19 protein-coding genes and 2 pseudogenes are annotated in these 25,681 nt (G+C 63.0%); 16 read left to right on the forward strand and 5 right to left on the reverse strand.

Going from position 1 to position 25,681, the window contains the following annotated elements; all coding sequences use genetic code 11:
* Window positions 1-56 precede the first annotated feature (56 nt).
* A complete protein-coding gene (gene dnaJ / locus PG888_RS01470) occupies window positions 57-1,199 on the forward strand; it encodes a molecular chaperone DnaJ (RefSeq protein WP_182939241.1) in 1,143 nt (380 codons plus the stop codon).
* Window positions 1,200-1,249: 50 nt separating this feature from the next.
* On the opposite strand, the pseudogene PG888_RS01475 reads toward dnaJ, so the two are convergent.
* Window positions 1,250-2,578, reverse strand: a pseudogene (locus PG888_RS01475) (IS4 family transposase).
* A 322-nt stretch (window positions 2,579-2,900) separates the two neighbouring features.
* Here PG888_RS01475 and PG888_RS01480 point away from each other — a divergent pair.
* The 5 genes from PG888_RS01480 (at window position 2,901) to PG888_RS01500 (ending at window position 9,379) form a co-directional block, all read left to right on the forward strand.
* Complete coding sequence (locus tag PG888_RS01480; RefSeq protein ID WP_182939242.1) at window positions 2,901-4,406, forward strand: carbohydrate porin; 1,506 nt, start codon at window positions 2,901-2,903, stop codon at window positions 4,404-4,406.
* Between the two features lie 115 nt (window positions 4,407-4,521).
* Entirely contained in the window at window positions 4,522-5,478 is a 957-nt protein-coding gene (locus PG888_RS01485) for an aminoimidazole riboside kinase (RefSeq protein WP_182939243.1), read from the forward strand.
* Window positions 5,479-5,561: 83 nt separating this feature from the next.
* Window positions 5,562-6,926, forward strand: a complete 1,365-nt coding sequence (locus PG888_RS01490; RefSeq protein ID WP_058053628.1) for a sucrose-specific PTS transporter subunit IIBC — start codon at window positions 5,562-5,564, stop codon at window positions 6,924-6,926.
* Complete coding sequence (locus PG888_RS01495; protein WP_182939244.1) at window positions 6,926-8,341, forward strand: glycoside hydrolase family 32 protein; 1,416 nt, start codon at window positions 6,926-6,928, stop codon at window positions 8,339-8,341. Before PG888_RS01490 ends, PG888_RS01495 begins: the two co-directional genes overlap by 1 nt.
* Before the next feature lie 27 nt (window positions 8,342-8,368).
* Window positions 8,369-9,379 (forward strand): substrate-binding domain-containing protein, encoded by a 1,011-nt coding sequence (locus PG888_RS01500; protein ID WP_182939245.1) that lies wholly within the window; start codon window positions 8,369-8,371, stop codon window positions 9,377-9,379.
* 95 nt (window positions 9,380-9,474) lie between these two features.
* Here the strand turns inward: PG888_RS01500 and PG888_RS01505 are convergent, their stop codons facing one another.
* The 3 genes from PG888_RS01505 to PG888_RS01515 form a co-directional block, all read right to left on the reverse strand.
* Entirely contained in the window at window positions 9,475-10,203 is a 729-nt protein-coding gene (locus PG888_RS01505) for an MgtC/SapB family protein (RefSeq protein ID WP_182939246.1), read from the reverse strand.
* Between the two features lie 287 nt (window positions 10,204-10,490).
* Entirely contained in the window at window positions 10,491-10,895 is a 405-nt protein-coding gene (locus tag PG888_RS01510; protein ID WP_042657035.1) for a hypothetical protein, read from the reverse strand.
* A gap of 421 nt (window positions 10,896-11,316) precedes the next feature.
* Window positions 11,317-11,502, reverse strand: a complete 186-nt coding sequence (locus PG888_RS01515; RefSeq protein ID WP_111807469.1) for a YgaP family membrane protein — start codon at window positions 11,500-11,502, stop codon at window positions 11,317-11,319.
* Between the two features lie 88 nt (window positions 11,503-11,590).
* On the opposite strand from PG888_RS01515, the gene PG888_RS01520 reads away from it, so the two are divergent.
* From PG888_RS01520 to PG888_RS01560, 9 genes are read left to right on the forward strand one after another with little or no spacing between them, the layout of a single operon-like run.
* Window positions 11,591-11,905 (forward strand): ArsR/SmtB family transcription factor, encoded by a 315-nt coding sequence (locus tag PG888_RS01520; RefSeq protein WP_005338008.1) that lies wholly within the window; start codon window positions 11,591-11,593, stop codon window positions 11,903-11,905.
* The gene (locus PG888_RS01525; RefSeq protein ID WP_270692793.1) at window positions 11,905-12,318 is read left to right on the forward strand and encodes a YeeE/YedE family protein; all 414 of its coding nucleotides are present in this window, start codon (window positions 11,905-11,907) and stop codon (window positions 12,316-12,318) included. Before PG888_RS01520 ends, PG888_RS01525 begins: the two co-directional genes overlap by 1 nt.
* 13 nt (window positions 12,319-12,331) lie before the next feature.
* Window positions 12,332-12,802, forward strand: coding sequence for a YeeE/YedE family protein (locus PG888_RS01530; protein WP_182939249.1), 471 nt, complete (start codon window positions 12,332-12,334; stop codon window positions 12,800-12,802).
* A 41-nt stretch (window positions 12,803-12,843) separates the two neighbouring features.
* A complete protein-coding gene (locus PG888_RS01535) occupies window positions 12,844-13,914 on the forward strand; it encodes an efflux RND transporter periplasmic adaptor subunit (RefSeq protein WP_270692832.1) in 1,071 nt (356 codons plus the stop codon).
* Window positions 13,907-17,083: an efflux RND transporter permease subunit gene (locus tag PG888_RS01540; protein WP_270692794.1), complete on the forward strand. Its 3,177-nt coding sequence runs from the start codon at window positions 13,907-13,909 to the stop codon at window positions 17,081-17,083. The genes PG888_RS01535 and PG888_RS01540 overlap by 8 nt, the downstream gene beginning before the upstream one ends.
* Before the next feature lie 27 nt (window positions 17,084-17,110).
* Window positions 17,111-18,250, forward strand: coding sequence for an efflux RND transporter periplasmic adaptor subunit (locus tag PG888_RS01545; RefSeq protein ID WP_106842557.1), 1,140 nt, complete (start codon window positions 17,111-17,113; stop codon window positions 18,248-18,250).
* Entirely contained in the window at window positions 18,243-18,932 is a 690-nt protein-coding gene (locus PG888_RS01550; RefSeq protein WP_040066014.1) for an ABC transporter ATP-binding protein, read from the forward strand. The genes PG888_RS01545 and PG888_RS01550 overlap by 8 nt, the downstream gene beginning before the upstream one ends.
* Window positions 18,933-20,147, forward strand: coding sequence for an ABC transporter permease (locus PG888_RS01555; RefSeq protein ID WP_106842558.1), 1,215 nt, complete (start codon window positions 18,933-18,935; stop codon window positions 20,145-20,147).
* Window positions 20,147-21,346 (forward strand): ABC transporter permease, encoded by a 1,200-nt coding sequence (locus PG888_RS01560; protein WP_270692802.1) that lies wholly within the window; start codon window positions 20,147-20,149, stop codon window positions 21,344-21,346. Before PG888_RS01555 ends, PG888_RS01560 begins: the two co-directional genes overlap by 1 nt.
* Window positions 21,347-21,396: 50 nt before the next feature.
* On the opposite strand, the pseudogene PG888_RS01565 reads toward PG888_RS01560, so the two are convergent.
* Window positions 21,397-23,859: pseudogene (locus tag PG888_RS01565) on the reverse strand (diguanylate cyclase domain-containing protein).
* 695 nt (window positions 23,860-24,554) lie between these two features.
* On the opposite strand from PG888_RS01565, the gene PG888_RS01570 reads away from it, so the two are divergent.
* Window positions 24,555-25,571 carry a lipoate--protein ligase A gene (locus PG888_RS01570; RefSeq protein ID WP_270692803.1) on the forward strand — a complete coding sequence of 339 codons (1,017 nt, stop codon included), beginning with the start codon at window positions 24,555-24,557 and terminating at the stop codon, window positions 25,569-25,571.
* The last annotated feature ends 110 nt before the right edge of the window (window positions 25,572-25,681 follow it).

Below are 25,681 nucleotides of genomic sequence, written 5' to 3' on the forward strand. Positions count from 1 at the left end.
AATGAATTCACGGGCGTTGGGTAACCAACGCCCGTCTGCGTAACCACAGGATGAGTATGTCGAAGCGCGATTTCTACGAAGTACTGGGTGTGGCGAAAGATGCCGACGATCGCGAGATCAAGAAGGCGTACAAGCGCCTGGCCATGAAGTATCACCCGGACCGTAACCAGGGTGATGCCGCATCCGAAGAGAAGTTCAAAGAGGTCAAGGAAGCCTACGAGGTCCTGACCGATGCCAACCTGCGAGCCCGATACGATCAGTACGGCCATGCCGGTGTTGACCCGAGCCAGGGTGGCGGTGGCCACGGTGGCTTTGGCGGCAATGCCGACTTCGCCGACATGTTTGGTGACGTATTCGGTGACATCTTCGGCGGTGGCCGTGGTGGTGCCCGTCGTGGCCCGGCCCGTGGCTCCGACCTGCGTTACACCATGGAGCTGACGCTGGAAGAGGCGGTACGCGGGGTCTCCAAGGAGATCAAGGTGCCGACCCTGGTTCACTGCGAAGTCTGTAACGGCTCCGGTGCCCACACCGGCAGCAGTGCCCAGACTTGCCCGACCTGCCACGGCTCCGGCCAGGTGCAGATGCGTCAGGGCTTCTTCGCAGTGCAGCAGGCGTGCCCGCACTGTCACGGCCGCGGCAAGATCATCAAGGATCCGTGCCGCAAGTGTCACGGTGAAGGTCGCTACCAGCGCACCAAGACCCTGTCGGTGAAAATTCCGGCGGGCGTCGATACCGGCGATCGCATCCGTCTCTCCGGCGAAGGGGAAGTGGGGGAAGCGGGGGCTCCGGCAGGGGATCTGTATGTACAGGTGCACGTCAAAGAGCACGAGATCTTCGTGCGTGACGGCAACAACCTCTACTGCGAAGTGCCCATCAGCTTCACCGCAGCCGCCCTGGGTGGCGAGATTGAAGTGCCGACCCTGGATGGCCGCGTCAAGCTCAAGGTCACTCCGGAGACCCAGACCGGCAAGATGTTCCGCATGCGCGGCAAGGGCGTGAAGTCCGTGCGCTCCGGTCAGGTAGGGGATCTGATGTGCAAGGTGGTGATCGAGACGCCGGTCAACCTCACCGAGCAGCAGAAAGAGCTGTTGCGCCAGCTGGACGAGTCGTTCAGTGGGGCCGCTGCCAAGACCCACAAGCCGAAATCAGAAGGCTTCTTCGAAGGGGTGAAACGCTTCTTCGACGATCTGACCAGCTGATTTCAGCCACCCGAATAAACAGAGCCGGCCTTGTGCCTAATGCCAGTCAGTTAAGCCTGACTGGCATTGTTTTTATTGGCTTTTTTCACACTATACCTCTGGGGCCTTGGCTTCACGCAGCGGGGGTAACTTCGCTCCCTTCGTTCCGGCAGCACAAACTGTCCCGCTTGTTTCTCCAGGTCAGCTACCCGCTTCGGGATAGTCCCCGGTGACAGGTACGGCATGCAGCTCAGTTCATGGATAAGATAGACCGACGCCATGTGAAAACTCAGCTGGCTGGCCGTGTATCCCTTCAGGCTCGCCGCCATCTTCACCATCTGGCTGCGCAGCAGGTTGTACGCCAACAGCACGCCCCATAGCTCTTGCCGTATTCCCGCCGCCTTTTTGCTGCGCAGGGTCAATCGGTGTTTTTGCAGGCTGTGCTTCATTTCCCGATAACCCAGTTCGATTTCCCAGCGATGGTTGTAGAGCTCGACGATGTCTGCTCCCGGGAAGCGCATCGGGTCGACCATCGAGGTCAGTACCTGCCGCTCTTTGCCGTTGATAGTGCGAGTCAGCAAACGGGCTTCCACCGTGTCCGGTAGTTGCGGCCACTTCTTCCTCGCCTGTGGACTGGTATTGAGATGCACCAGCACATCCTGGCGCCCCAGTTTGCGCACCACCTCGTATTGCGTGCCCTTTTTGAGTGGCAGCAACCAGTGCCGCTCGCTGCCAGTGGTCTGCCAGGCGTGGAGCAAGCCGAGGGAGTAAAACCCCTTGTCGAACAAGGTCAGTGAGTGGTCTGGGGTGCGTTCGATAAGCTGCTCGGCAAGCACCATATCGTTGACGGCGCAGCTTTCCATGGCAGCCTGAACAAGCAGGTGACTGGTGAGTTCCATCTGGCAGAGCATACGTACCTGCGGATAGGCAGTCTCCCCATGCTGGGTGCCGGGTTTGGCAAACGCAGCGGCATTGTCCGGGGTATCGGGGGTTCGCCACATCACGCCATCAACGGCGAGCAGTTGCAGCCCTGCCCAGCCGGGGTGATTGGCCTGCTGGTGCCAGAGCGAGGCGGTCTCGTGAAACAGCCGTTCGATACTCTTGTCCCCGAGCTTTTAGCGGGCTTGCAGGAAGGCGCTGGGGGCAACAAAGGGACGGTCACCGGGCAACAGGATATCGAGCTGATTGACCAGCTGGGTCATGGGGACATGGCGGAAGATGGCCATGCCGATGATGGCCCAGACCAGGCGCTCCATGGGCATGCGGCGACGGCGCAGGGTAGCGACGCCCTCTTCGCCGAGCAGCGTCATGATGAGCTCGGGGGGAATGAGGTCAGAGAGTGACTCAAACTGAGCGGCATTGCTGGCGTGGAGGAAGTCGAGAGCCTGTACGATACGCATAAAAAATCCGAAACCAATCAACAGGTTTCGGATTTTTACACATCAGCAGGATCGGTCAATGGATCCTTAACTGATCGGCATTACGGCCTTGTGCCGGCTCTTTTTTTGCCCGCCGTTTAGCCAGGATCCGCCCTATTGAGTGGATCCTGATGAGGGATCCTCCTCACAACTCCCGCCAATTCCTGCTGTACAAATGTTATCCCGCTCACACTGTTGCTGAAACGGTTTAGTTGTCGTATTGAGTTAGCTAAATTGGTTTAGCTATGCTCTGGCTGTCGATAACAACAGCGCCCGTCCGGGCCACAGATGACAGGTGAGGAAGATGATGATGTTCAAGAGCAAGTTGGCGCTGGCGGTAGCGCTGGGACTGGGAATGAGCAGCCCGCTGTGGGCGGCGCAGGCGAGTGTCGCAGGTGAGAGTGTCGAAGCCAGACTGGCGGCGCTGGAGGCGCGGGTACAGGCGGCTGAAGCGAGAGCCGAGGCGGCAGAGAGCCGTGCCAGTCAGGCGGAAGTGAAGGCGAGTGCGGCCAGCGAGCAGGCGCAGGTGGCCAACAACCGCAGCCAGAAGGTGGATGAGAAGACCGCTGGTGCCCAGGGCTTCGAGTTTCACGGTTACGCTCGCTCGGGCCTGCTGGTCAACGGCAATGGCAACGGGGGGCGCGGCGGCCCCTACATCACCCCGGCTGGTTCGGTAGGCGGGGCTGTCGGTCGCCTTGGCAACGAGGATGACACCTACATGGAGGCCAACCTGCTGAAAACCCAGACCTTCGAGGATGGCAGCTGGGCCCGTTACAAGCTGATGCTGGCGGACGGGGTGGAGACCAGCAACGACTGGACCGCCAGCGATTCGAGCCTCAATACCCGTCAGGTGTTTGCCGAGATCGGCAATCTGGCGAGCTTCGACGGCCCCTTCCAGAACGCAGTGCTGTGGGCGGGTAAGCGCTTTGATCGGGACAACTTTGACATCCACTGGCTCGATTCCGACGTGGTGTTCCTGGCGGGTACCGGCGGCGGCGTCTACGACGTGCAGCTGGCCGACAGCTGGAAGGCCAACTTCTCCCTCTATGGCCGCGATTACGGCGACATCAGCGCCAGCGGTCTTTCCGATATCGAGAGCTACATCCTCACCATGAACAACCGCGTCGGTAACTGGCAGTGGATGGTGAACGGCCTCTCGGCCAAGGACAATGACGCCCGCATCAATGACAAGGGGGCGGGCAGCGAGGCGGCGGACAAGGGGGCACACACCCTGCTGGCCTACCACGGCGAGAGCTTTTTTGGCCTCAACCCCGGTTTTGCCAAGGCAGCGGTGCTGTACGGTCATGGGTTGGGGGCCGAGGTTAAGGGGATGGGCTCTGACAGCGAACTGCTGCCGGACGCCGATGCAGTGCGGGTCGCCGTGTTTGGCGCTACCGATCTTAATCCGCGCTGGCGTTTTGCTCCGGCTCTGCTGGCCGAGCAGAGTCAGGATCGCTACGTGAAAGGGGACGAGTACCGCTGGCTCACCGTCAATACCCGGGTGGCGCAGGTGCTGAGCCAGAACGTCGAGCTGGTCTACGAGGCGGCCTGGCAGTACATGGACCTTGATCCCAAGGGCTACAAGGGACGCCAGGCGGTCAACGGCAACTTCACCAAACTCACCTTCGCCCCCACCTTCAAGGCGCAGACCGCCGGTTTCTTCGAGCGGCCCGAACTGCGGGTGTTCGCCAGCTGGATGGACTGGTCCTCCGAGCTCGACAACTACACCAGCGACGATGCCATGGGCCAGAGCAACTTCACCGCCGGTGGCGAGTGGAACTTTGGCGTACAGATGGAAACCTGGTTCTAGTTCGTTATCCCGATCACAAAAATGGCAGCCGGTGCCGAGATCTGTTGGTTGGCTAAAACGGTTTAGCTGATAATGCCAGCCAACAGAACAGAGTTCGGGTTTGACCGTGGATCCGATGCAGCAGTGGAGTAGCAAGGTGACGAATCGTGTGTGGGTAATGGGGGATGCGGTGGTGGATTTGATCCCGGAAGGGGCGTTGCACTACCTCAAGTGTCCGGGTGGCGCACCCGCCAATGTGGCGGTTGGCGTGGCACGGCTGGGCGGCGATGCGGCCTTTATCGGCCGGGCCGGTGCCGATCCGTTCGGCCGCTTTATGGCCGACACCCTGAGCGGGGAGGGGGTGGATATCGGTGCGCTGCGGCTCGATCCAGACCATCGCACCTCTACCGTGCTGGTAGAACTGGATGACGAGGGGGAGCGCAGCTTCACCTTTATGGTGCGCCCCAGTGCCGACCAGTTCCTCACCCCGGATGAGTTGCCCCGCTTCGATGCCGGTCAGTGGTTGCTCACCTGCTCCATTGCGCTCGCCAACGAACCGGTGCGTGGCAGCTGCCTGCAGGCCATGGCGGCCATCAAGGCGGCAGGCGGGCGGGTTTGCTTCGACCCCAACCTGCGTCCCGAGGTGTGGGGCAACCCCGCCGAGATGCTGCCGCTGGTGCGCGAAGTCATCGTGCTGGCGGACGTGGTCAAGCTCTCCATTGAAGAGCTGCAACTGCTGAGCGGCGAGGATGAACTGGCCGCCGGGCTCGCGACGCTCTCTGGTCCGGCGCTGGTGCTGGTGACCCGGGGAGCGGCCGGGGTGGTGGCTCGCCTTGATGGCGAGTTGCTGGAGTGGGTGGGGCAGAAGGTGACGCCCATCGACACCACGGGGGCGGGGGATGCCTTCGTCGCCGGTCTGCTGGCGGCGCTGGCCGGGCGTTCGTCGCTGCCGACGCTGGCCGAGTTGCCCGCCATTCTGGCTCAGGCTCACGGCTGCGGGGCGCTCGCCACCACCGCCAAGGGGGCGATGACGGCGCTGCCGACCCGCTCCGAACTGGATGCCTTTTTGCGATCAGGCACAAGCGGCTGTTGAGCTGAGGCTAGAAGCCCGGCTCGACAGCCCCTACTCTCATGTGACAAGGGCCCGCCAGCGTGGCGGGTCATAAGAGGAAGAATATGAATATCAGTGCGATAGCCAAGGATCTGGTGCCCCTGCTCGGGGGCAAGGAGAATATCGTCAGCGCTGCCCACTGCGCCACCCGGCTGCGGTTGGTGCTGGCCGATGACAGCAAGGTAAACAAGGCCGCCATCGACAAGCTGGAGGGGGTCAAGGGGTGCTTTAGCAACGCGGGCCAAATCCAGGTGATCTTCGGCACCGGTCTGGTCAACAAGGTCTATGCGGAGTTTGTGGCGTTGACCGGTACCGGCACCGCCAGCAAGGCGGAGCTGACCGACATGGCGGCGGCCAAGCTCAACGTGGCCCAGCGGCTGGCGCGAACCCTCTCCAACATCTTCGTGCCGATCATTCCGGCCATCGTCGCCTCAGGTCTGCTGATGGGGCTGCTCGGCATGGTGCGCACCTACGGTTGGGTCAATGCCGACAGCGCCCTGTTTGTGATGCTCGATATGTTCAGTTCGGCGGCCTTTATCATACTGCCGATCCTCATCGGCTTTACGGCGGCGCGGGAGTTTGGCGGCAATCCGTATCTCGGGGCGACCCTTGGCGGTATCCTCACCCACCCGGCGTTGACCAACGCCTGGGGCGTGGCCGGTGGTTTCAAGACCATGGACTTTTTCGGGCTTGATGTGGCGATGATCGGCTATCAGGGCACCGTCTTCCCGGTGCTGCTGGCAGTATGGTTCATGTCCCATCTGGAGAAACAGCTGCGCAAGCGCATTCCGGATGCGCTGGATCTGATCCTCACGCCGTTCCTGACCGTCATCATCACCGGTTTCGTGGCGCTGCTCTTTATCGGCCCGGCGGGTCGGGTGCTGGGGGATGGCATCTCGTTCGGTCTGAGCGCCCTCTATGAGCAGGCGGGCTGGTTGGCGGGGCTGGTATTTGGTGGCACCTATTCGCTGATCGTCATCACCGGCATTCATCACAGCTTCCATGCCATCGAGGCGGGGCTGTTGGCCAATCCGCAAATTGGCGTCAACTTCCTGCTGCCGATCTGGGCCATGGCCAACGTGGCACAGGGCGGGGCTTGCCTCGCGGTCTACTTCAAGACCCGTGATGTGAAGATCAAGGCGATTACCGTGCCGGCGGCCATGTCCTGTCTGCTGGGTATCACGGAAGCGGCGATCTTTGGCGTCAACCTGCGCTACATCAAACCCTTCCTGGCCGGTCTGTTTGGCGGAGCCTGCGGTGGCGCCTACGTGGTGGCAGCCAAGGTGGGGATGACGGCGGTGGGGCTGACCGGTATTCCCGGCATGGCCATCGTTCAGCCCATGAGCCTCATCCACTACATCATCGGGCTGGTGATCGCCTTTGGCACCGCCTTCGCCGCCTCCACCTTGCTCAAATACAAGGTGGAGTGATGAAGGAAAGCGATCTTCTCAACCAGATTGTCCGGTCGTTGCTGGCCGGACAGCTCAAGGCGGCGGCCGATCCCCATCGGCCCCGCTGGCATCTGGCAGCCCCGGTGGGGCTGCTCAACGATCCCAACGGTTTTATCGAGCACGACGGGCGCTACCACCTCTTCTACCAGTGGAATCCGCTGGGCTGCGAGCACCGCAACAAGGGCTGGGGCCATGTTACCTCCACCGATCTGCTGCACTGGCAGCACGAGCCGGTGGCACTGTTGCCCACCGAGGCCTATGAGAGCCACGGCTGCTATTCGGGTTCGGCGGTGAGCGACGAGCAGGGGCGTTTGACCCTCATCTACACCGGCAACGTCAAATACCCGGATGGCAGCCGCACCGCCTATCAGTGTCTGGCCCACGCCGATGGTGAGGGCGGTTTCGAGAAGCTGGGCCCTGTGCTGGATCTGCCGCAATGCTACAGCGGCCATGTGCGGGACCCCAAGGTGTGGCACGACGGCCAGCAGTGGCTGATGGTGTTGGGAGCGCGCACCCTGGATGACAAGGGCGAAGTGCTGCTCTATCGCGGCGACACACTGCAAAGTTGGCAGCTGGTGGGCCCCATTGCCGGTAGCGGGCGCGGCGGTCTGGGGGAGTTTGGCTATATGTGGGAGTGTCCGGATCTCTTCCCGCTGGGGGATCGCCATGTGCTGATCAGCTGCCCGCAGGGGATTGCCCCGGCGGGCGAGGATTATCGCAACCTCTATCAGTGCGGCTGGTTGGCGGGGGACTTCGATGGCGAGCGCTTCGATCACGGGGCTTTCCACGAGCTGGATCGGGGCTTCGAGTTCTATGCACCGCAAACCACCCGAGACAGTCAGGGGCGCCGCCTCCTGTTTGGCTGGCTGGGTCTGCCGGAAGAGAACGAGATGAGCCAGCCTACGGTCGCTTACGGCTGGATCCACCAGATGAGCTGCCCGCGGGAGCTGTTCTGGCAGGATGAGTGGCTCTGCCAGCGACCGGTGGTGGAGCTCGCGGCATTGAAGGGAGAGCAGACCCGCTTCGAAGGGACGCTCGACGAGTTTCCGGGGCTGGCCATCGACGCGGCCTGGCTCGATCTGGATCTGTGCGGCGAGGGGAGCCTCTGGTTCGGTGCCGTGGCCGAACTGGTATGGCAGCCGGGGCGCATCACCTTGCGGCGCCAGAACTGGCAGAGTGGAGCGTGGGAGACCCGCAGCAGCCCCTGGGCTGGCGGGCGGATCACCGTGCTGTGTGATCGCTCCAGTCTGGAGTGTTTCATCGATGAGGGGCGCCACAGCCTGTCGGCGCGCTACTTCCCCGGAGAAATGCCGCAACTTTCATCAGGTAACGGCGCTGATGGCTGCAAAATTTGCCTCAATCACTGGCCGCTGTCGGCGTGCCTAGTACAATAGCCCGGTTCTAGTCAGCCGGGAGGCCAGGTGGAGAAGAAGAAACGGATCACGATTGCCCAGATCGCCGAACTGGCGGGGGTGTCCAAGGCGACCGCCAGTCTGGTGCTCAACGGGAAGAGTGCGGAGTACCGGATCGCCGACGATACCCGCAAGCGCATTCAGGCGGTGGCGGATGAGTGTCACTACCTGCCGAGCTTTCATGCCCGCTCCCTGCGCGAGACCCGCAGCTACACCTGGGGGCTGGTGATCCCCGACCTCACCAACTTCGGTTTTGCCCGCATTGCCCGCGCCCTCGAGGCCCACTGCCGCGAGGCGGGCATCCAGCTGCTGATCGCCTGCTCCGAGGATGATCCCGCCCTCGAGCAGCGGGTGGTGGACAACCTCATCAGCCGTCAGGTGGATGGGCTGATTGTCGCCTCCAGCGGTCACAGCGATGACATCTATGCCCGCATTCACGATCGCCTGCCGGTGGTGCAGCTCGACCGCCACATCGGCGAGTCGCGCCTGCCCATGGTGATCTCCGATGCCTGCAAGGCCACCGCCGAGCTGGTGCGGGACATGACCAGCGAGTGCGGCGAGGAGATCTACTACTTCGGCGGTTTGCTGGATCTCTCCCCCAGCCGTCACCGGTTGGCGGGCTATGAGCTGGGGCTCCATCGCGCCGGTTTCGAAGCCGATGCAGCCCGGGTGCGCCATCGCGACTATCAGCCGAGCTCCGGTTATCAGCTGATGGCCGAGCTGGTGGCCGAGCTGGGGGCGCCCCCTAAGGGGCTCTTTACCGCCTCCTTTACTTTGCTGGAAGGGGTACTGCGCTACCTCAACGAGGCGGGGCTGATGGAGACGGGCATGCGCCTGTGCACCTTCGATGATCACGACCTGCTCGACTGCATTCCGATGCGCATCGACTCAGTGGCGCAGGATTGCCCGGCGCTGGCCCGCGCCGCCTTCGAGCTGATGCAGCAACTGATCGCGGGCAATCCCCCGGCGCAAACCGCCCAGGTGATCACCCCCAGGGTGCGCTGGCGCAGTCGCCGCTAGCCACGCCGCTTCGCCCATCCCATATGAAAAAGCCCCGCCATGGCTGGCGGGGCTTTTTGCTGTTGGTGGATGGCACCATTCCTCTGACCGAGAGCTCAATCCGTGGTGCTGGCGCGCCAGAACACTTGCTTGATATGGGGGTGGATGGCCAGCTTTTGCATCAGGGCATCCAGCTCGTCGCCATCGATGGAGGTGGCGAGCAGCACCGCCGAGATCTCCAGATCCCCCGCGCCAAACGGCTCGATGTCGAGCTCGCTCAGGGGGTAGTTGGCCTGTTCCAGCATCTCTTCCAGCCAGTGCAGCACCTCTTTTTGATGTTCACGCTGGGTCAGCGCCGTCACCTTGTAGGTCACTTCGGTGTCGGTATTGTCCACCGGGCGGCGGTTGATCTGATTGACCAATGGCCGCAGCAGGGTGTTGGCGGCCAGCACGAACAGGGCCCCCAGAATTGCCTCCATGGCGAGTCCAGCACCACAGGCGGCGCCTACCGCCGCCACGCCCCAGAGGGTGGCGGCGGTGTTGATGCCGCGGATATTGCCCGACTCGCGCATGATGACACCGGCGCCGAGAAAGCCGATGCCGGAGACGATATAGGCCACCACATGGACCACGTTGTAGTTGCCGCCGTGCAGGTCATAGATGCGCTGGGCCAGACTGACGAACAGGGCGGCCCCCACGGCGACCAGCACGTTGGTGCGAAGGCCCGCGGTACGTTGGCGGTATTGGCGCTCCAGCCCGACCAGACTGCCAAGCACAAAGGCGAGCAGCAGGCTGGCCAGAGTGTCGAGCAGGGAGATCATGTCAATTTGTTGCCACATCTTCATGGCGTACTCCTTCTGATAAGTGCTGGCTTGGCGCAATCCATGATGAAACGCCGGGAGGCGGATGGATCAGGGGATGATTGCGCGGATGGCCAGCAGAAACACAACACAGCGCACCGACTCTCGGGCACCTAGGGGCGAGCCGAGCATGGGCGCGAACATAGGTTCGAACATGGGTGCGAGCATGAACGGCGTATCGGCTATCCGATCAGCCGCAGAGCAAGCTGTTGCTCACGACAAGGGGGCCAGCGTGGCTGGCCCCTTGCACTGTGGTTAACGCAGGTGTGCGGTCAGTTGAGTTCGGGATCGCAGTCGATGCGTGGGCGCAGTTGCCAGCGCACCGGATGTGCTACTCCGACCTGATGAACAAACTGCACCAGATAGCGTCGCTGGGGCGGGGTGCACTGCAGGTTGAGCACCAGCTCACGCCCGCCGCCGCGACCCGGCTTCATCGATTGCATCGGTTGCAGCCCCGCCGGTTGCAGGGTGTGGTTCACCAGATCCAGCACCTGCTCCATATCGGCGCGATCCTCGCAGCGGATCTGCAGCCGGTAGTGGTGCTGACGCTGTTTGCCGCCCAGCCAGCGTGGCAACATGCCACGGCCGAGCTTGCTCAGCAGGGGGTGAGCCCGGGTTGCAACAGAACCTGTTGCGACCGCGCGATCCGCAGCCGGTTTGATTGAGATAAAACGCATAGCAGCCTCCTTGTGGGAAGCAGAAACTATGCAGGCATGGCGACCATGGCGGTTGGCCACTGGTTGCCAGACGTCAAGTGTAAAAAGGGAGAAGAGGGGAGTGGATTTCCGCTTCTCGCAGGGTTGCGAGTTGCGGCAGAGGAAATCTGCGGCTAGCTCGCGACCGGGGTGCCGACGATAAGGGTCGGCAGACATCTGTCACTTGATGAGTTGCCCACTGATGGTCTCCGCTGTGTTAAGAACGGCGAAATGGTACTCATCCAGAGCGGTGAGGTAAAGCCTCAACTCCCTTTCAGCAACATTTAGATACAAGTTTGTCAATAATCGGGGTCGGCTGGCTACTACAAGGACGATGAAAGAGCGGTGAGCATCATCACCGCCCTCGTTCCATCTTCTGCTCTCCCCACCGTCACCCGTGACCCTATTTCAACCCCAGCCGTTTGAGGATCATCGCGGCCGGGCAGAAACCGGTGAAGGCGCTCTGGATCAGGTTGACCCCGACAAAGGCGCTTAACCAGACAAAGCCCGGATGAACCCAGGTGGTAAGGATCAGCGAGAGCAGCAACATGCAACCCGCGACGATTCTGACGCCGTTATCTACTGTCATGGTCTTTCTCCCTATCTACTTTAGATATTGCTAATTTAGTGTTGTTTTATACAATAGAACAAATATCAGCAATTGCTAATTTACGCTTATGAGCCAATTCGACGAGATGAACAGACATGCGACAGCCGCCGCCTCCCTGCTCAAGGCGTTGGCTCATCCTGAACGCCTGATGGTGCTCTGCCAGCTGGTGGAGGGGGAGAAGGGGGTCGGGGAGCTGCTGGCCCACAGCCAACTCGGGCAGTCGGCCTTCTCCCAGCAACTTTCGGTATTGAAGCGCTACGGCCTGATCCGTTCGCGTAAGGTCTCCCAGCAGATCTACTACTCGCTAGTGAGCGAGGCGGCCGCCGATGTGTTGGGGGCGCTGCAAACCCATTTTTGTCACTCAGAAAATAAGGAATCTTGATGATGGAAAGCCAATGGCTGCTCTCTTTGGGCGGCGGCATGCTGGCAGGGCTGTCGGCTCTGATCCTGATGTTGTTCAACGGCCGGGTTGCCGGGATCAGCGGCATTCTGGCCGGTGCGCTGCAACACCGTGCGCCGTGGCGGGTGCTGTTTTTGCTGGGACTGGGGGCGGGTGCCTGGCTGGCGCTGACACTGGGTTGGGCCAGCATGCCTGCATTCACCAGTCTGCCCGGCTGGCCGCTGGTGTTGCTGGCCGGTCTGCTGGTCGGCATCGGTACCCGTCTTGGCAATGGCTGCACCAGCGGCCACGGCATCTGTGGCATGGGGCGGCTCTCCCTGCGCTCCATTGTCGCCACCCTGACCTTTATGGCGGTTGGCTTTATCACCGTCTTTGTCACTCATCATCTGCTGTAAGGGGCTGATCGCCATGAAGTTGCTGACAAGTTTGTTTGCGGGCCTGCTGTTCGGGCTGGGGATGGCCATCTCCGGCATGGTGGATCCCGCCCGGGTCACCGGTTTTCTCGATCTGGCCGGGGCTTGGGATCCCAGCCTCGCCTTCGTGATGGGGGGGGCTTTGCTGGTCTTTATGCCGGGTTATTTTCTGCTGGTGAAACCCCGCCGCCAGAGCTTGTTGGGTGAGCCCATCGTCGCCGTACCGGCCCCTCGGCTGGATCGCCGCCTGATCGGCGGGGCCGCGCTGTTTGGCATCGGCTGGGGGTTGGTGGGCATCTGTCCGGGGCCTGCTCTGAGTCTCATTTCCAGCGGACAGCCCATGATACTGTTGTTTATAGCGGCCATGGTGGCCGGGATCTTGCTGTTTGATAGAGGGCTGGCCAGGGTGCTGACCAAGGCGCCAGCTCGGGGAAAGGGTAAGGTGCGCCAGTCCAATACCGACTGATCCCGTGCAGTGACTGATGATGCCAGGGAAGGAGAGTAATGATGGAAAAGATCCGGTTGCTGGGGATCACTTTGCTGGTGATGACATCGCAGGCCATGACATCCAGCCGGGCCCTAGCAGCAGACGGGGAGCCTATTGCCCCACTGACAGAGCCCCCGCAGACAGAGTCCTTGCTGACAGTGGCGCCACAGCCGGTGACCGACTGGCTGACGCTGGATGGCACCGTCACTGCCATCAATCAGGGGACGGTGGCGGCCCAGACCAGCGGCCGGGTCTCCCGCATGCTGGTGGATGTGAACGATCAGGTGCAGGCGGGGCAGCCGCTGCTGGAGATCAGCGGCAAGGAGCAGTTTGCCGCCGTCACGGGTGCCGAGGCGCGGCTGGCGCGGGCGCAGGCTCAGCAAGTGGAAGCCGAGCGCCAGCTCGCCCGCTTTCAGGCGCTGATTGCCAAGGGGGTGATCACCCGCGCCCAGCTCGACAATGCCCAGGCGACGGATCGCGCCGCCCGCGCCGAGGTGAACGCTGCCGATGCGGCCCTCACTCAGGCCCGCGAGGCCTACGGTTATACCCGCATTCTGGCTCCCTACGCCGGAGTGGTGACCAAACGGCTGGTGGAGTTGGGGGAGACTGTCGCCCCCGGTACCCCGCTGCTCTCCGGCTTCTCTCTCGACACCTTGCGGGTGGAGGTGGAGTTGCCCCAATCCGCCCTGACGCTGGCTCGTGAGCCTGCGGATGTGCAGGTGCTGCTGCCCGATGGCAAGTCTGTTACCCCGGTCAAATTGACCCGCTTCAACTATGCCGACAGCCAGAGCCACGCCTTCAGGTTGCGCCTCGACTTGCCGCCGCAAACCGCCGGGGTATTGCCCGGCATGTGGCTCAAGGTGCAGCTCAAACTGGGTGAACGTCAGGTGTTGCAGGTGCCGGATCGCGCCCTGCTGCGGCAAGGGGAGTTCAACGGCGTCTATCTGCAGCAACCCGCTGGCTGGGCCCTGACGCCGGTGCGGGTCGGTCATTGCTTTGAAGGGCAGTGCGAGATCCTGGCCGGGCTGCAAGCCGGTGACAAGCTGGCTCCCGATGCCTGGGCGCAGCAGCAGGAGGTGGCCCATGAGTAGCGAGCTGAACGGCAACAAGGAGAGGCTGGGGCCTGCCGGTCGGCTGGCTGCGCTGTTTCAGGGCTCGGCCATCACCCCGCTGCTGGCGCTGGTGGGGCTGTTGCTCGGCCTGTTTGCGGTGCTGGTGACCCCCAAGGAGGAGGAGCCGCAGATCGATGTCACCTTCGCCGATGTCTACATTCCCTTCCCGGGAGCCACTCCGGCTGAAGTGGCCTCTCTCGTCACTACCCCTGCCGAGCAGGTGGTCTCCCAGATAAAGGGTATTGATACCCTCTACTCTTTTTCCCAACCCGATGGCGCCCTGCTGGTGGTGGTGTTCAAGGTGGGGGTGAGCCGCGAGCAGGCCATCGTCGATCTCAACAACCAGCTCGACTCCAACCGCGACTGGTTGCCACAGGGGATCGGGGTCGGTCAACCACTGGTAAAACCCCGGGGGATCGATGATGTCCCCATCGTCAGTCTCACCTTATGGAGCAAAGAGTGGAACAAAGAGGGGAGCAAGCAACTGGGGGCCCCCGAGCTGACCCGGGTCGCCCATGAGCTGGAGACCGAACTCAAGCGACTGCCCGGTACCCGCGATATTTACACGCTGGGCAGCCAGAGCGCCGTGTTGCGGGTGATGCCGGATCCGGCGGCCCTCAGCGCCCACGGCATCAGCTGGGGCGAGCTGAGCCAGCGACTGGCGGCCGCCAATCAGGTAGGCACCACACAGGCTATCGAGCAAGACAACAGTGAGATCAAGGTGCAGGTGGGGCAGTTCCTGCAAAGTGAGCAGGAGGCTAGAGAGCTGGTGGTGGGGCTGCACGACGGCAAGCCGGTCTATCTGGGGGAGGTGGCCAGGGTCTCTCTGGGTCAGGAGACTCCGACCAAACGCAGCTGGATGGGATTGGGACATGCCAGTTATCCGGCGGTGACCCTGGCCATCGGCAAGCAGCCGGGCCAGAACGCGGTCGATGTGGCCAAGCGGGTGGAGGCGCGGGTCGAGAGTCTCAAGAATCGGCTTATTCCTGCCGGGGTCGAGGTGACGGTGACCCGGGACTACGGCGTCACCGCCGAGACCAAATCCAACACCCTGATCGGCAAGCTGATTTTTGCCACCACGGCGGTGGTGCTGCTGGTACTGGTGAGCATGGGTTGGCGCGAGGCGCTGGTGGTGGGTGTGGCCATCGTCATCACCCTGGCACTGACCCTGTTTGCCAGCTGGGCCTGGGGCTTTACCCTCAACCGGGTGTCGCTGTTTGCGCTGATCTTCTCCATCGGTATTCTGGTGGATGACGCTATCGTGGTGGTGGAGAACATCCACCGCCATCGCGGTTTGGGCAAGGGGGCGCTCAAGGATCTGATTCCGGGGGCGGTGGACGAGGTAGGGGGGCCGACCATACTGGCGACCCTGACCGTCATTGCGGCCCTGCTGCCGATGGCCTTTGTCAGCGGTCTGATGGGCCCCTACATGAGCCCCATCCCCATCAATGCCAGTATGGGGATGCTCATCTCCCTGCTGGTAGCCTTTATCTTCTCACCCTGGCTGGCGAGCCATTTGCTCAAGGAGGAGGCGCACGGTGCCCACGGCGAGGCCAAGGCAGGTCTTTTTCACCGGCTGATGACCCCTTTCCTGATCGGTGATGGCGCCAAGCGCGCCAGACGCAAGCTCTGGCTGGCGGTGTTGCTGCTGGTCGGGGCCGCCACCGCCATGCCGGTGGTGCAGTGGGTGGTGCTCAAGATGCTCCCCTTTGACAACAAGTCGGAATTTCAGCTGGTGCTCGATATGCCGGAGGGGGCGACCCTGGAGCAGACCGAGCGCACCTTGCTGGCGGTCGGGCGGGAGCTTGCCAAGGTGGAGGAGGTGAAGGATTACCAGATCTACGCCGGCACAGCCGCCCCCATCAATTTCAACGGGCTGGTACGCCACTACTTTATCCGCAGCGGCGCCAACGTGGGGGATATTCAGGTCAATCTGGTGGACAAGCATGAACGGGATCGCAGCAGCCACCAGATTGCCCAGTCGGTTCGGGAGCCGCTGCAGGCCATCGCCAGTGCGGCAGGGGGCAACTTGAAAGTCGTTGAGGTGCCGCCCGGCCCGCCGGTCTGGTCCCCCATCGTTGCGGAAGTGTATGGCCCGACTCAGGCCGCCCGCGAAGCGGCCGCTCGCGCTGTACAGGCCCGTTTTGTGGCCACGGCGGATCTGGTGGATGTGGATATCTATCTGACCGACCCGCAGCCCAAGTGGCGGTTGGTGGTGGATCGCAGCAAGGCGGCCCTGCTCGGGGTCGATCTCGGGGATCTGGTGAACACCCTCAATGGCGGGGTGGGTTATCAGGATGCCAGCTGGTTGCAGGGGCACGGAGCCAAGTATCCGGTGCCGATCCGCATCGAACTGGCACCCGGTGACAAACGGGATCTGGCGGGCGTACTGGCCCTCAAGGTGCGCAGCCAGAGCGGCCAGTTGGTGCGGGTCTCCGAGCTGGTGAGTCGCCGTGATGAGGTAGCCCCCAGCTATATCATGCACAAGAACATGCAGCCCATGGTGATGGTGGTGGCCGACATGGGTGGCCATACCGACAGCCCGCTCTACGGCATGTTTGCCGCCGGTGCCGATATCGACCTGCCCCAATATTACGTGCAGCAGCCGGATAAACTGGGAGAGGTGGCGCTGTTGTGGGACGGGGAGTGGAAGATCACCTACGAGACCTTCCGCGATATGGGCATCGCCTACGGGGTGGGGATGATCCTCATCTATCTGCTGGTGGTGGCCCAGTTCCGCTCCTATCTGGTGCCACTCATCATCATGGCTCCCATTCCGCTCACCATCATAGGGGTGATGCCGGGCCACGCCCTGCTGGGAGCCCAGTTTACCGCTACCTCGATGATCGGGATGATCGCCCTGGCCGGGATCATCGTACGCAACAGCATCCTGCTGGTGGACTTTATCGAGCAGCAGCGCAGCGCCGGAGTGGCGTTCGAGCAGGCGGTGATCGAAGCGGCGCAGGTGCGGGCCAAACCCATCATGCTGACGGCGCTGGCGGCGATGATCGGGGCTCTGTTTATCCTTGATGATCCCATCTTCAACGGACTGGCCATCAGCCTGATTTTCGGGATCCTGGTCTCCACTTTGCTCACCCTGGTGGTGATACCCTTGCTCTATTATGCCCTGCTCTCCCGACGCTCATGACGGGAGTCACTAGCGAAAGGATGCGCGATGAAGAGAGGTTGGTTGTGGTGGGGAAGTGGCGCCGTGGTAGCGGTGGCTGCTGTGGCATGGTGGTGGCGACCGCAGCCGACGCCGATCAGGCTGGCAGAGGTCGGGCGGGGGGATGTGCTGGTCACTGTGGTCAACACCCGGGCTGGCACCATCAAGTCGTGTCAGCGGGCCGGGCTCAGTCTGCCCGGTGGCGGCGTGGTGGAGCAGATCGCAGTCAAGGCTGGGGAGCGGGTGGCGCAGGGAGATCTGCTGCTGACCCTCTGGAGTGACGACATTCACGCCGATCTTGCCCGTGCCCGTGCCCAGCAGGCCCTTGGCAAGACCCAGCGCGAGGAGCGTTGCAGCGAGGCGGCCTACTACGAGCGGGAGGCCAACCGGCTGGCCACCTTGCTGGCCAAAAATCTCACCTCCCGCACCCTCGCTGAGCAGGCCCAGAATCTGGCCGATACCCGCCGCTATGTCTGTCAGGCATCCCGTCAGCAGGAGCGGGTCGACGAGGCGCAGGTCGCCCAGGTGGAGGCTCGCTTGAGCGAGCGTCGCCTGCTGGCGCCGTTTGCCGGCGTGGTGGCGGAGGTCAACAGCAAGCTGGGCGAATACATGACCCCCTCACCGCCCGGAGTGGCCATGCCTCCGGTTATCGATCTTATCGATGATAAGTGTCTGTATGTCTCAGCCCCCATCGATGAGGTGGATGCCGCCCGCCTCAAGGTGGGCCAGTCTGCCCGGGTACTGCTCGATGCCATGCCCGGGCGCGATTTTGCCGCTACCGTCACCCGTATCGCCCCCTATGTGAAGGAGCTGGAGAAGCAGGCCCGCACCGTCGAGGTGGAGGCATCGCTCACTGCCCTGCCCACCGATGTGCCCCTGCTTATCGGCTACAGCGCCGATCTTGAGGTCGAGGTGACCCGCGCCACCGATGTGCTGCGGGTTGCGGCCAGCAGCCGGGCCGACGATGGCAGCGTGCTGCGGCTGGAAGGGGATACGCTGGTGCGGGTGGTGCCCCGCTGGGGCGTGGAGAACTGGAACTGGATTGAGGTGGCCGAGGGGCTCGCTGCCGGTGATCGGCTGGCAGCCCAGCCCGGACAGATTGTCGGGGAGGGCCCTTTCAGCGCCGCCACGGAGCAGACGGATGAGTGATCTCATTCGCCTTGATGCCGTCAGCCGTCGTTTCACTCTGGGGGGGAGCGAGGTGGCTGCCCTCGACCGCGTTTCCCTGCGGGTTGCCGAGGGGGAGTATCTGGCGGTGATGGGCCCCTCGGGATCCGGCAAATCGACCCTGCTCAATGTGCTGGGGCTGCTGGATCGGCCCGATGAGGGGCGTTACTGGCTGGGAGGGGAGGATACCGCCACCCTGTCAGAACCCGCATTGGCCCAGCTGCGCGGCCATCGCATCGGTTTCGTGTTCCAGTCGTTTCACCTCATCTCCCGCCTCACCGCCCGTGAAAACGTCGAGCTGCCGCTGATGCTGTGCGGGATCGCCCCCGCCGAGCGCCATCGCCGAAGCCAGCAGTTGCTGGGAGAGCTGGGGCTGGAGAACCGGGCCGGACACCGCCCTGCCGAGCTTTCCGGCGGTCAGCGTCAGCGGGTAGCCATCGCCCGGGCCATGGCAATGGCGCCGCGGCTGATCCTGGCCGACGAGCCCACCGGCAATCTCGACTCCCGCTCCGGGGAGGAGGTGATTACCCTGCTGGAGGGGCTCAACCGGGAGCAGGGGATCACGCTGGTGGTAGTGACCCACGATCCGCGCCTTGGTGAGCGGGCGGGCAGGCGGATCCTGATGAACGATGGCCGCATCAACATTGATAGCGGCGGTGGCTGAATGCGGCGGCCCGATGTGATCCGCTTTGCCGCCGTGGCGTTATTGCGTCAGCGTTCACGGGCGCTGGTCTTGATCCTGGCGGTGAGTCTGAGCGTCACCTCGGTGCTGCTGCTCACCGCGCTGGGGGAGGGGGCGAGGCGCTATGTGGCCGACCAGTTCAGCTCCCTTGGCAAGGATCTGCTGGTGATGTTCCCCGGCCGCAAGGAGACCACCGGCGGGCTGCCGCCGGTCACCGGCAACAGTCTGCGGCAGATCACTCTCGATGATATGCACTACCTTGGCCAGCACCAGCCAAACGTGCGGCTGGTGCCGCTGGTGATGGGCTTTGCCGAGGCCAAACAGGGGGCACGGCTGCGCCAGACCATGCTGCTTGGCAGCAGCAACGGGCTGCGCGATACCCACGGGCTGGAGCTGCTCTCCGGCCGCTGGTTGCCGGGGGATGCCGCAGAGGATCGACCGGCCGTCCTGCTCGGGGCCAAGGTGGCCCGTGAGCTGTTCGGTCAGGTCGATCCGGTCGGTCAGTGGCTGCGTTTTGACAATCGCCGCTTTCGGGTGGTGGGGGTATTCACCAGCCAGAGCAGCAATCTGGGGATGGACATGGCCGAGGCCGCGCTGATCCCGGTCGGTAGCGCCATGCGGCTGTTCAACACCGAGGGGCTGTTTCGGCTGCTGATCCAGCCGCTGGCGGGGCAAGCGGTGCCGCCGCTGGTCAAGCGACTGGAGCAGCTGATGCAATCGCGCCACGGGGTGCTCGATGTGACCGTGGTGCGCCGCGACGCCATGCTGGCTACCTTCTCCACCATTCTCTCGACCCTCACCCTGGCAGTTGCCGGCATCGGCGCCATCAGCCTGCTGGTCTCCGGCATCATGATGATGAATCTTGCGCTGATCAGCACTCGCCAGCGCACCGGCGAGATCGGCCTGCTCAAGGCGCTGGGGGCTGACAGTCGCCAGATCCGCCAGCTGTTTTTGTGGGAGGCGCTGCTGCTGAGCGGCAGTGGCGCCCTGTTTGGCACTGTGTTGGGCTATGCCCTGGTTGCCCTCGCCGGAGTGATTTGGCCCGGATTTCCGGCGGCTGTCCCTCTGCTCGCGACCCTCTGCACCATACCGGCGGCCCTGCTGACCGGGCTGTTTTTTAGCTGGCTGCCCGCCTCCCGTGCAGCACGGCAAGATCCGGTCAGCAGCCTGCGCAGCGGGCAGTGGAGCGGTGGCTGATGCGCGCCGCCGATCTGTTGTTCTGGCTCTGGCGCGCCTTGCTGGCGGGGCGCAGCCGCAGCCTGCTGTCGGCACTGGGTATTGCCATCGGGATCGCCTCGGTGACCCTGCTCACCGGCATCGGCGAGGGGCTCAGGCTCTATCTGCTCGACAGCTTCTCCCAATTTGGCACCCGGCTGATCGCCGTGACCCCGGGCAAGACCGAAACCGCCGGCGGCCCGCCCGGCATCCTCTCCAGCAGTCGTCCCCTGCTGCTGGAGGACGCCGATGCCCTCGCTAGATTGGCAGGGGTAGAGGCAGCGCTCCCTGTGGTGCAGGGGCAGGGGGAGGTGCGCAGCCGCGGATTGACACGCAGCACCGCCATTCTGGGCACAGGTCCGGCGGCGCTCTCAGGCTGGCGACTCACCCTGGTGCAGGGACGTTTTCTGCCCGCGGATGACAGTGCCATGCCCCGCGCCTATGCGGTGCTGGGTGCCAAGGTGGCGGCGGAGCTGTTTCCCGGCGGCGATGCGCCGGGCAGTCTGCTACGCGCCGGTGATCGCCGTTTTCGGGTGGCCGGGGTGCTGGCCCCCAAAGGGCAATTTCTCGGCTTTGATCTGGACGACATGATCTATCTGCCCGCCGCTCACGCCCAGGCGCTGTTCAACAAGGAGGGGCTGCAGGAGATCGACGTCATCTATCGCGCCGGGCAGAAGGAGGCCGACATCACAGCCCAGATCCGGCGAGTGCTGATCGCCCGCCACGGCGCCGAGGATTTCACCCTCACCTCCCAGCAGGACATGCTGACCAGCCTCGACAAGATACTCTCCATCATCAAGCTGGCGGTTGGCGGGCTCGGCATTATCTCGCTGCTGATCGGGGCGGTCGGCATCTTCAGCATCATGAGCATCGCCCAGCAGGAGCGGATCCCCGAAGTGGGCTTGCTGATGGCGCTGGGCTGTCCACGGCGGCGCATTCTATTGCTGTTCCTGCTCGAAGCCGTGGTGCTGGCGCTGCTGGGCGGAGCCATGGGACTGGCCCTGCTCGGCGGGCTCAAGCTGCTGCTCACCCTGCTGGCGGCCGGGTTGCCGCTCACCCTCCATCCTCTCTATCTGCTGCTGGCGCTCGGTTGCAGCGCCCTGGTTGGCCTATTGGCCGGGGTCGCTCCTGCGCTGCGGGCAGTGCGTCTCGACCCCGTGGTTGCCCTGCGCGGTGACTAGGTCGCCCCTTTCGCAAGAGGTGCGTTACGCTCGGGTCTGAACAGGGGGGACTAGGCGACCACCTCCGCAACCGACAGGCTGCGCTCAGATCTGAACAGAGGGAAGTAGCGGCGATCCGCCTGACTCATGTGGCCGACTACCAGCTCCTGAATGATGAAGTTGAGCAGCTCGTCGTTGCCCAGCGTTCCCGCTTTGGCGGCGTGCAACAGCTGGCCTGCCTTGTTGAGCAGGCGCTGGTGATCCTGACGGTGGCTGACGAGCTCCTGATAATCGATCTCCGCCAGCATCTGCTCTTCAAAGGCGAAGTGATGGCGGGCCATGTCGAACAGGCTCTCCAGACTCTCCAGAAACGGGGCCGGGTTCTCGTGCTGATCTTTCATCCGCTCCAGCAGCCGGTTGGTCAGCACGAACAGCTGGCGATGCTCGGCATCGATGCGCGGGTGACCGCACTCGTGGCCGGGTTGCCACAGCAGGGCACCCTGCTCGGGATCAAGGCCCGAGGTAAAGAGGCAGACCCGGCCGCGGCCGCGATTCTTCGCCTGATACATGGCCTGATCGGCGTGGTGCATCAGGGTCTTGGCATCCTCCCCATGCTCGGGATAGAGCGCCAGCCCGATACTGCTGGAGATGAGCAGCTCCTGCCCCTCCAGCTGGAACGGATGGCGCAGCTGCTGGTGCAGTTTGTCGGCCACTGCCAGCACTTCGTCGCCGGTCTCCGGCAGCAAGATGACGAACTCGTCCCCCCCCAGCCGCGCCACCAGATCCTGTTTACGCACGCAGTGGCTCATCCGCTCGGCCACCAGATTGAGCAGGATATCTCCGGTCTCATGGCCGAAGGTGTCGTTGATCGGCTTGAAGTGATCGAGATCGATAAACATCAATGCCAGCGGACGGGGCGCCTCCTGCTCCAGCAGCTCCTTGAGCCGTTGCTGCAGCAAGCGGCGATTGGGCAGCCCGGTGAGGGGGTCGTAGAAGGCGAGACGGCGCATCATCTCCTCCCGCGCAGCCCGCTCGGTGATATCCCGGGTGACCCCGAGGATCGACTCCGGCTGGGCCTGGTGGTTGCCATGGAGGGTGGTGATGGTTTCGGTCGCCACCAGATGGCCATCCTTGTGGCGCAGCTGGGTGCGAATGACCCGGCGGGTCTGATCGTGCTCCCCCCGCTGCCAGGCCTCCAGGGTGGCGGAGATCTCCTCGCGCAGCAGTTGCCTTGAGGCCTCCGGCAACAGCTGTTTGAGGGGCAGGGCAAACAGCTCGGGGGCCTCGTAGCCGCTCAGGGGGGCGATGGCCGGACTGACATAGCGAAAGCGCAAGCTGGCGGCATCCATGGTTCAGATCACATCGGCGCTGTTCTCCGCCACGAAGCGGTAGTGCTGCTCGCTCTGGGCCAGTTCACGGGTTAGCCGCTGGCGATCCCGCGCCTCCTGACGCAGCCGCAGATAGAGGTGCAAGAAGATGCCGAGCAGGGTCATCAGGGTAAAGGTGACGAGCATGGCCACCGCCACGCTCTTGTCGAGCAACTTGCGCTGCTGGCGCAGCCGCTCTTGCGCCGGGTCGTAGATGAAGTGGTCGAGGTTGGGCAGCACCTGGAGCAGGCCCGCCTCCAGATAGGTTTTGGCGATCTGTAGCCAGCGCTCCTGCTGCATGTAGCCCGGTTCGATAAGATCCGGCTGCATCAGCTCTCTGGTCTCGCGGGCCTCGAACTCCAGCTGTTCACGGCCTGCACCGCTCGGGTACTGCTCCATGATCAGGTTGATCATCTCTTCGGGGTTGTCCATCGCATAGCGCCACCCCTTGAGGCTGGCCTGCTGGAAGGCGTAGACCCGATCCTGTCGGGTGATCAGCTCCCGCTCCGAGGTAAACAGGTTGTCACCGTAGAAGTCGAAGTCGATGGTGCGCGGGCTGAAGACCCGATAGGGGATCCCTTTTTGCTGCAGATAGAAGGGTTCGGTGGAGCTGTAGGCGCTGATGGCATCCACTTCGCCAGTCAGCAGTGCCTGAATTCCCTGCTTGTAGGGGAGGGTGACCCAGTCGCGGCTGCGGGTCTGGTGGGCGAGGTAGGTCAGCAGCTCGTTGGAGCCCGGCTCCAGCATCAGTCGCTTGTTGGCCAGATCGGTCGGACTGCGAATATCTGGCCGCTCCAGCGTGAGCAGGACCAGCGGCGAGTGCTGCAGCAGGGCGGCGAGCACCACCACCGGGCGACCGGCGGCCCGATCCAGCAGCAGATCACTGCCGCTGATGCCAAAATGGGCCTTTCCCGAGATCACCTCACTGACCACATCGGTCCGTGAGTCCGCTTCGCGCAGGGTGACCTGCAGACCGGCCTCCCGATAGAATCCCTTGGCGATGGCCGCGTAGTAACCGGCAAACTGGAACTGGTGCTGCCACGGCAACTGGACGATGACCTGCTCCTCTGCTCGCACGGGGGGAGAGGTCAGGGTGGCGATGACCATACCGACCAGCATTGGCAGAAACCAGCTGAGGCGCTGGCGGGGGGCTGCGTTCTCCGTCATACAACGTTTCTCTCGGGAGCGGTGTCCAGGGTCTGTTGATGTCTCTGCATAAGCCGCGTTGCTGCGTCAAATGATGCCAGGCTAGGCGCGGGGCGCAGACAATGGTTATTCCCTTGGCAAGTCCCGCAACAACGCATGGCGTTATTTGCCGCGCAACCCGCAGGGACGGGGCTGTTTTGTCGCGCAGTGCCGTCACTCGCGGGCTTGTTGGGGGCACTCAATCTTGCCTCTCGAGCCTCGCTGCGCGTCAAAACGGGCCATAGTCGCGGTCGTGATGAAACATCAACAGACCCTAAGCTAGATTCAAGCAATTCGTTGTAACCTGCAAGGGGGGTGAAGGCGTTTGCAATGGGGTGTCCGGGACATTAAAAGTCATTTTTGTGTCATTCATCACACTCGATATGCGCATACAGTTTTTTGGCGAGTTATGTGACGAAGAAGAGAGCCATATGGCCAATTAAAGTGGTCGCATTCTAGCCATTTTTTCCCGTTTTTATCGTTGTCATTGTGGCTTGACTGCATTTTTTTCGCGGTTTCACGTCAAGTTGTGTCGTTATATCAAAAGATAGTTTTATGAGGCGGTCAGGTGTGAAGCCAATGTATCCATGCTGCTGCGTGCCGGTTAAGGTGAAACGGGTCAGTGATAGCCCCGTCAGTGTTATCATGTCGTCCCCTGTTCCGGATAAGGTCCTGTTATGTCCCGCTTGCGTCTGCTTCTCTCCGACTCTCACGATCCCCTGTTCAATCTGGCCGTCGAGGAGTGCATCTTCCGCCAGATGGACCCCGGCCAGCGGGTGCTGTTCCTCTGGCGCAACGCCAATACCGTGGTGATCGGCCGGGCCCAGAACCCGTGGAAGGAGTGCAATACCCGCCGGATGGAGGAGGATGGTGTGACCCTGGCGCGCCGCAGCAGTGGCGGCGGCGCCGTGTTCCACGACCTTGGCAACAGCTGCTTCACCTTCATGGCGGGCAAGCCGGAGTATGACAAGAGCATCTCCACCGCCATCGTGCTGGACGGGCTCAAGCGGTTGGGGATCGAGGCCTTTGCCTCCGGTCGCAACGATCTGCTGGTGGCCACCCCGGACGGGGAGCGCAAGGTATCGGGCTCCGCCTATCGGGAGACCCTGGATCGCGGTTTCCACCACGGCACCCTGTTGCTGGATGCCGATCTTGGCCGCCTCGCCAACTACCTCAATCCCGACCCCAAGAAGCTGGCCGCCAAGGGGATCGCCTCGGTGCGCAGCCGGGTGGCCAACCTGTGCGAACTGCTGCCGGGGATAGACCATCAGCAGGTGAGCGAGGCGCTTACCGAGGCGTTTTTCCACCACTACGGTGCGCGGGTCGAACCCGAGCATATCTCCCCGGCGCAGATGCCGGATCTGCCGGGCTTTGCCGAGATCTTCGCCCGCCAGCGCAGCTGGGAGTGGAACTATGGCCATGCCCCGGCGTTCAGCCATCTGCTGGAGGAGCGCTTTGGTTGGGGCGGGGTGGAGCTGCACTTTGATGTGGAGAAGGGGATTATCACCCGGGCGCAGCTGTTCAGCGATACCCTGGAACCCGCCCCGTTCGATCTGCTGGCAGCCGAGCTGGCGGGTTGCGACTATCGGTCGGAGGCGGTTGCCGCGCGCCTGCAGCCCTGGCTGGCGGCCTTCCCGCAGCAACAGGTCGAGCTGGCGGAGTTTGCCCAGTGGCTGTTGACCTCCCTGCGTTGAGGGTGGCGCTGCGCTGATGGTTGTCTGGTAGTAAGGACTATGTCAGCCAACATGTGAACGAGATCACGAAATGCAAAGAGGCGCCCCAAAGGCGCCTTTTTGCCAGCCCT

The organism is Aeromonas sp. QDB23, from assembly GCF_027707745.1.
GTDB lineage: Bacteria > Pseudomonadota > Gammaproteobacteria > Enterobacterales > Aeromonadaceae > Aeromonas > Aeromonas allosaccharophila.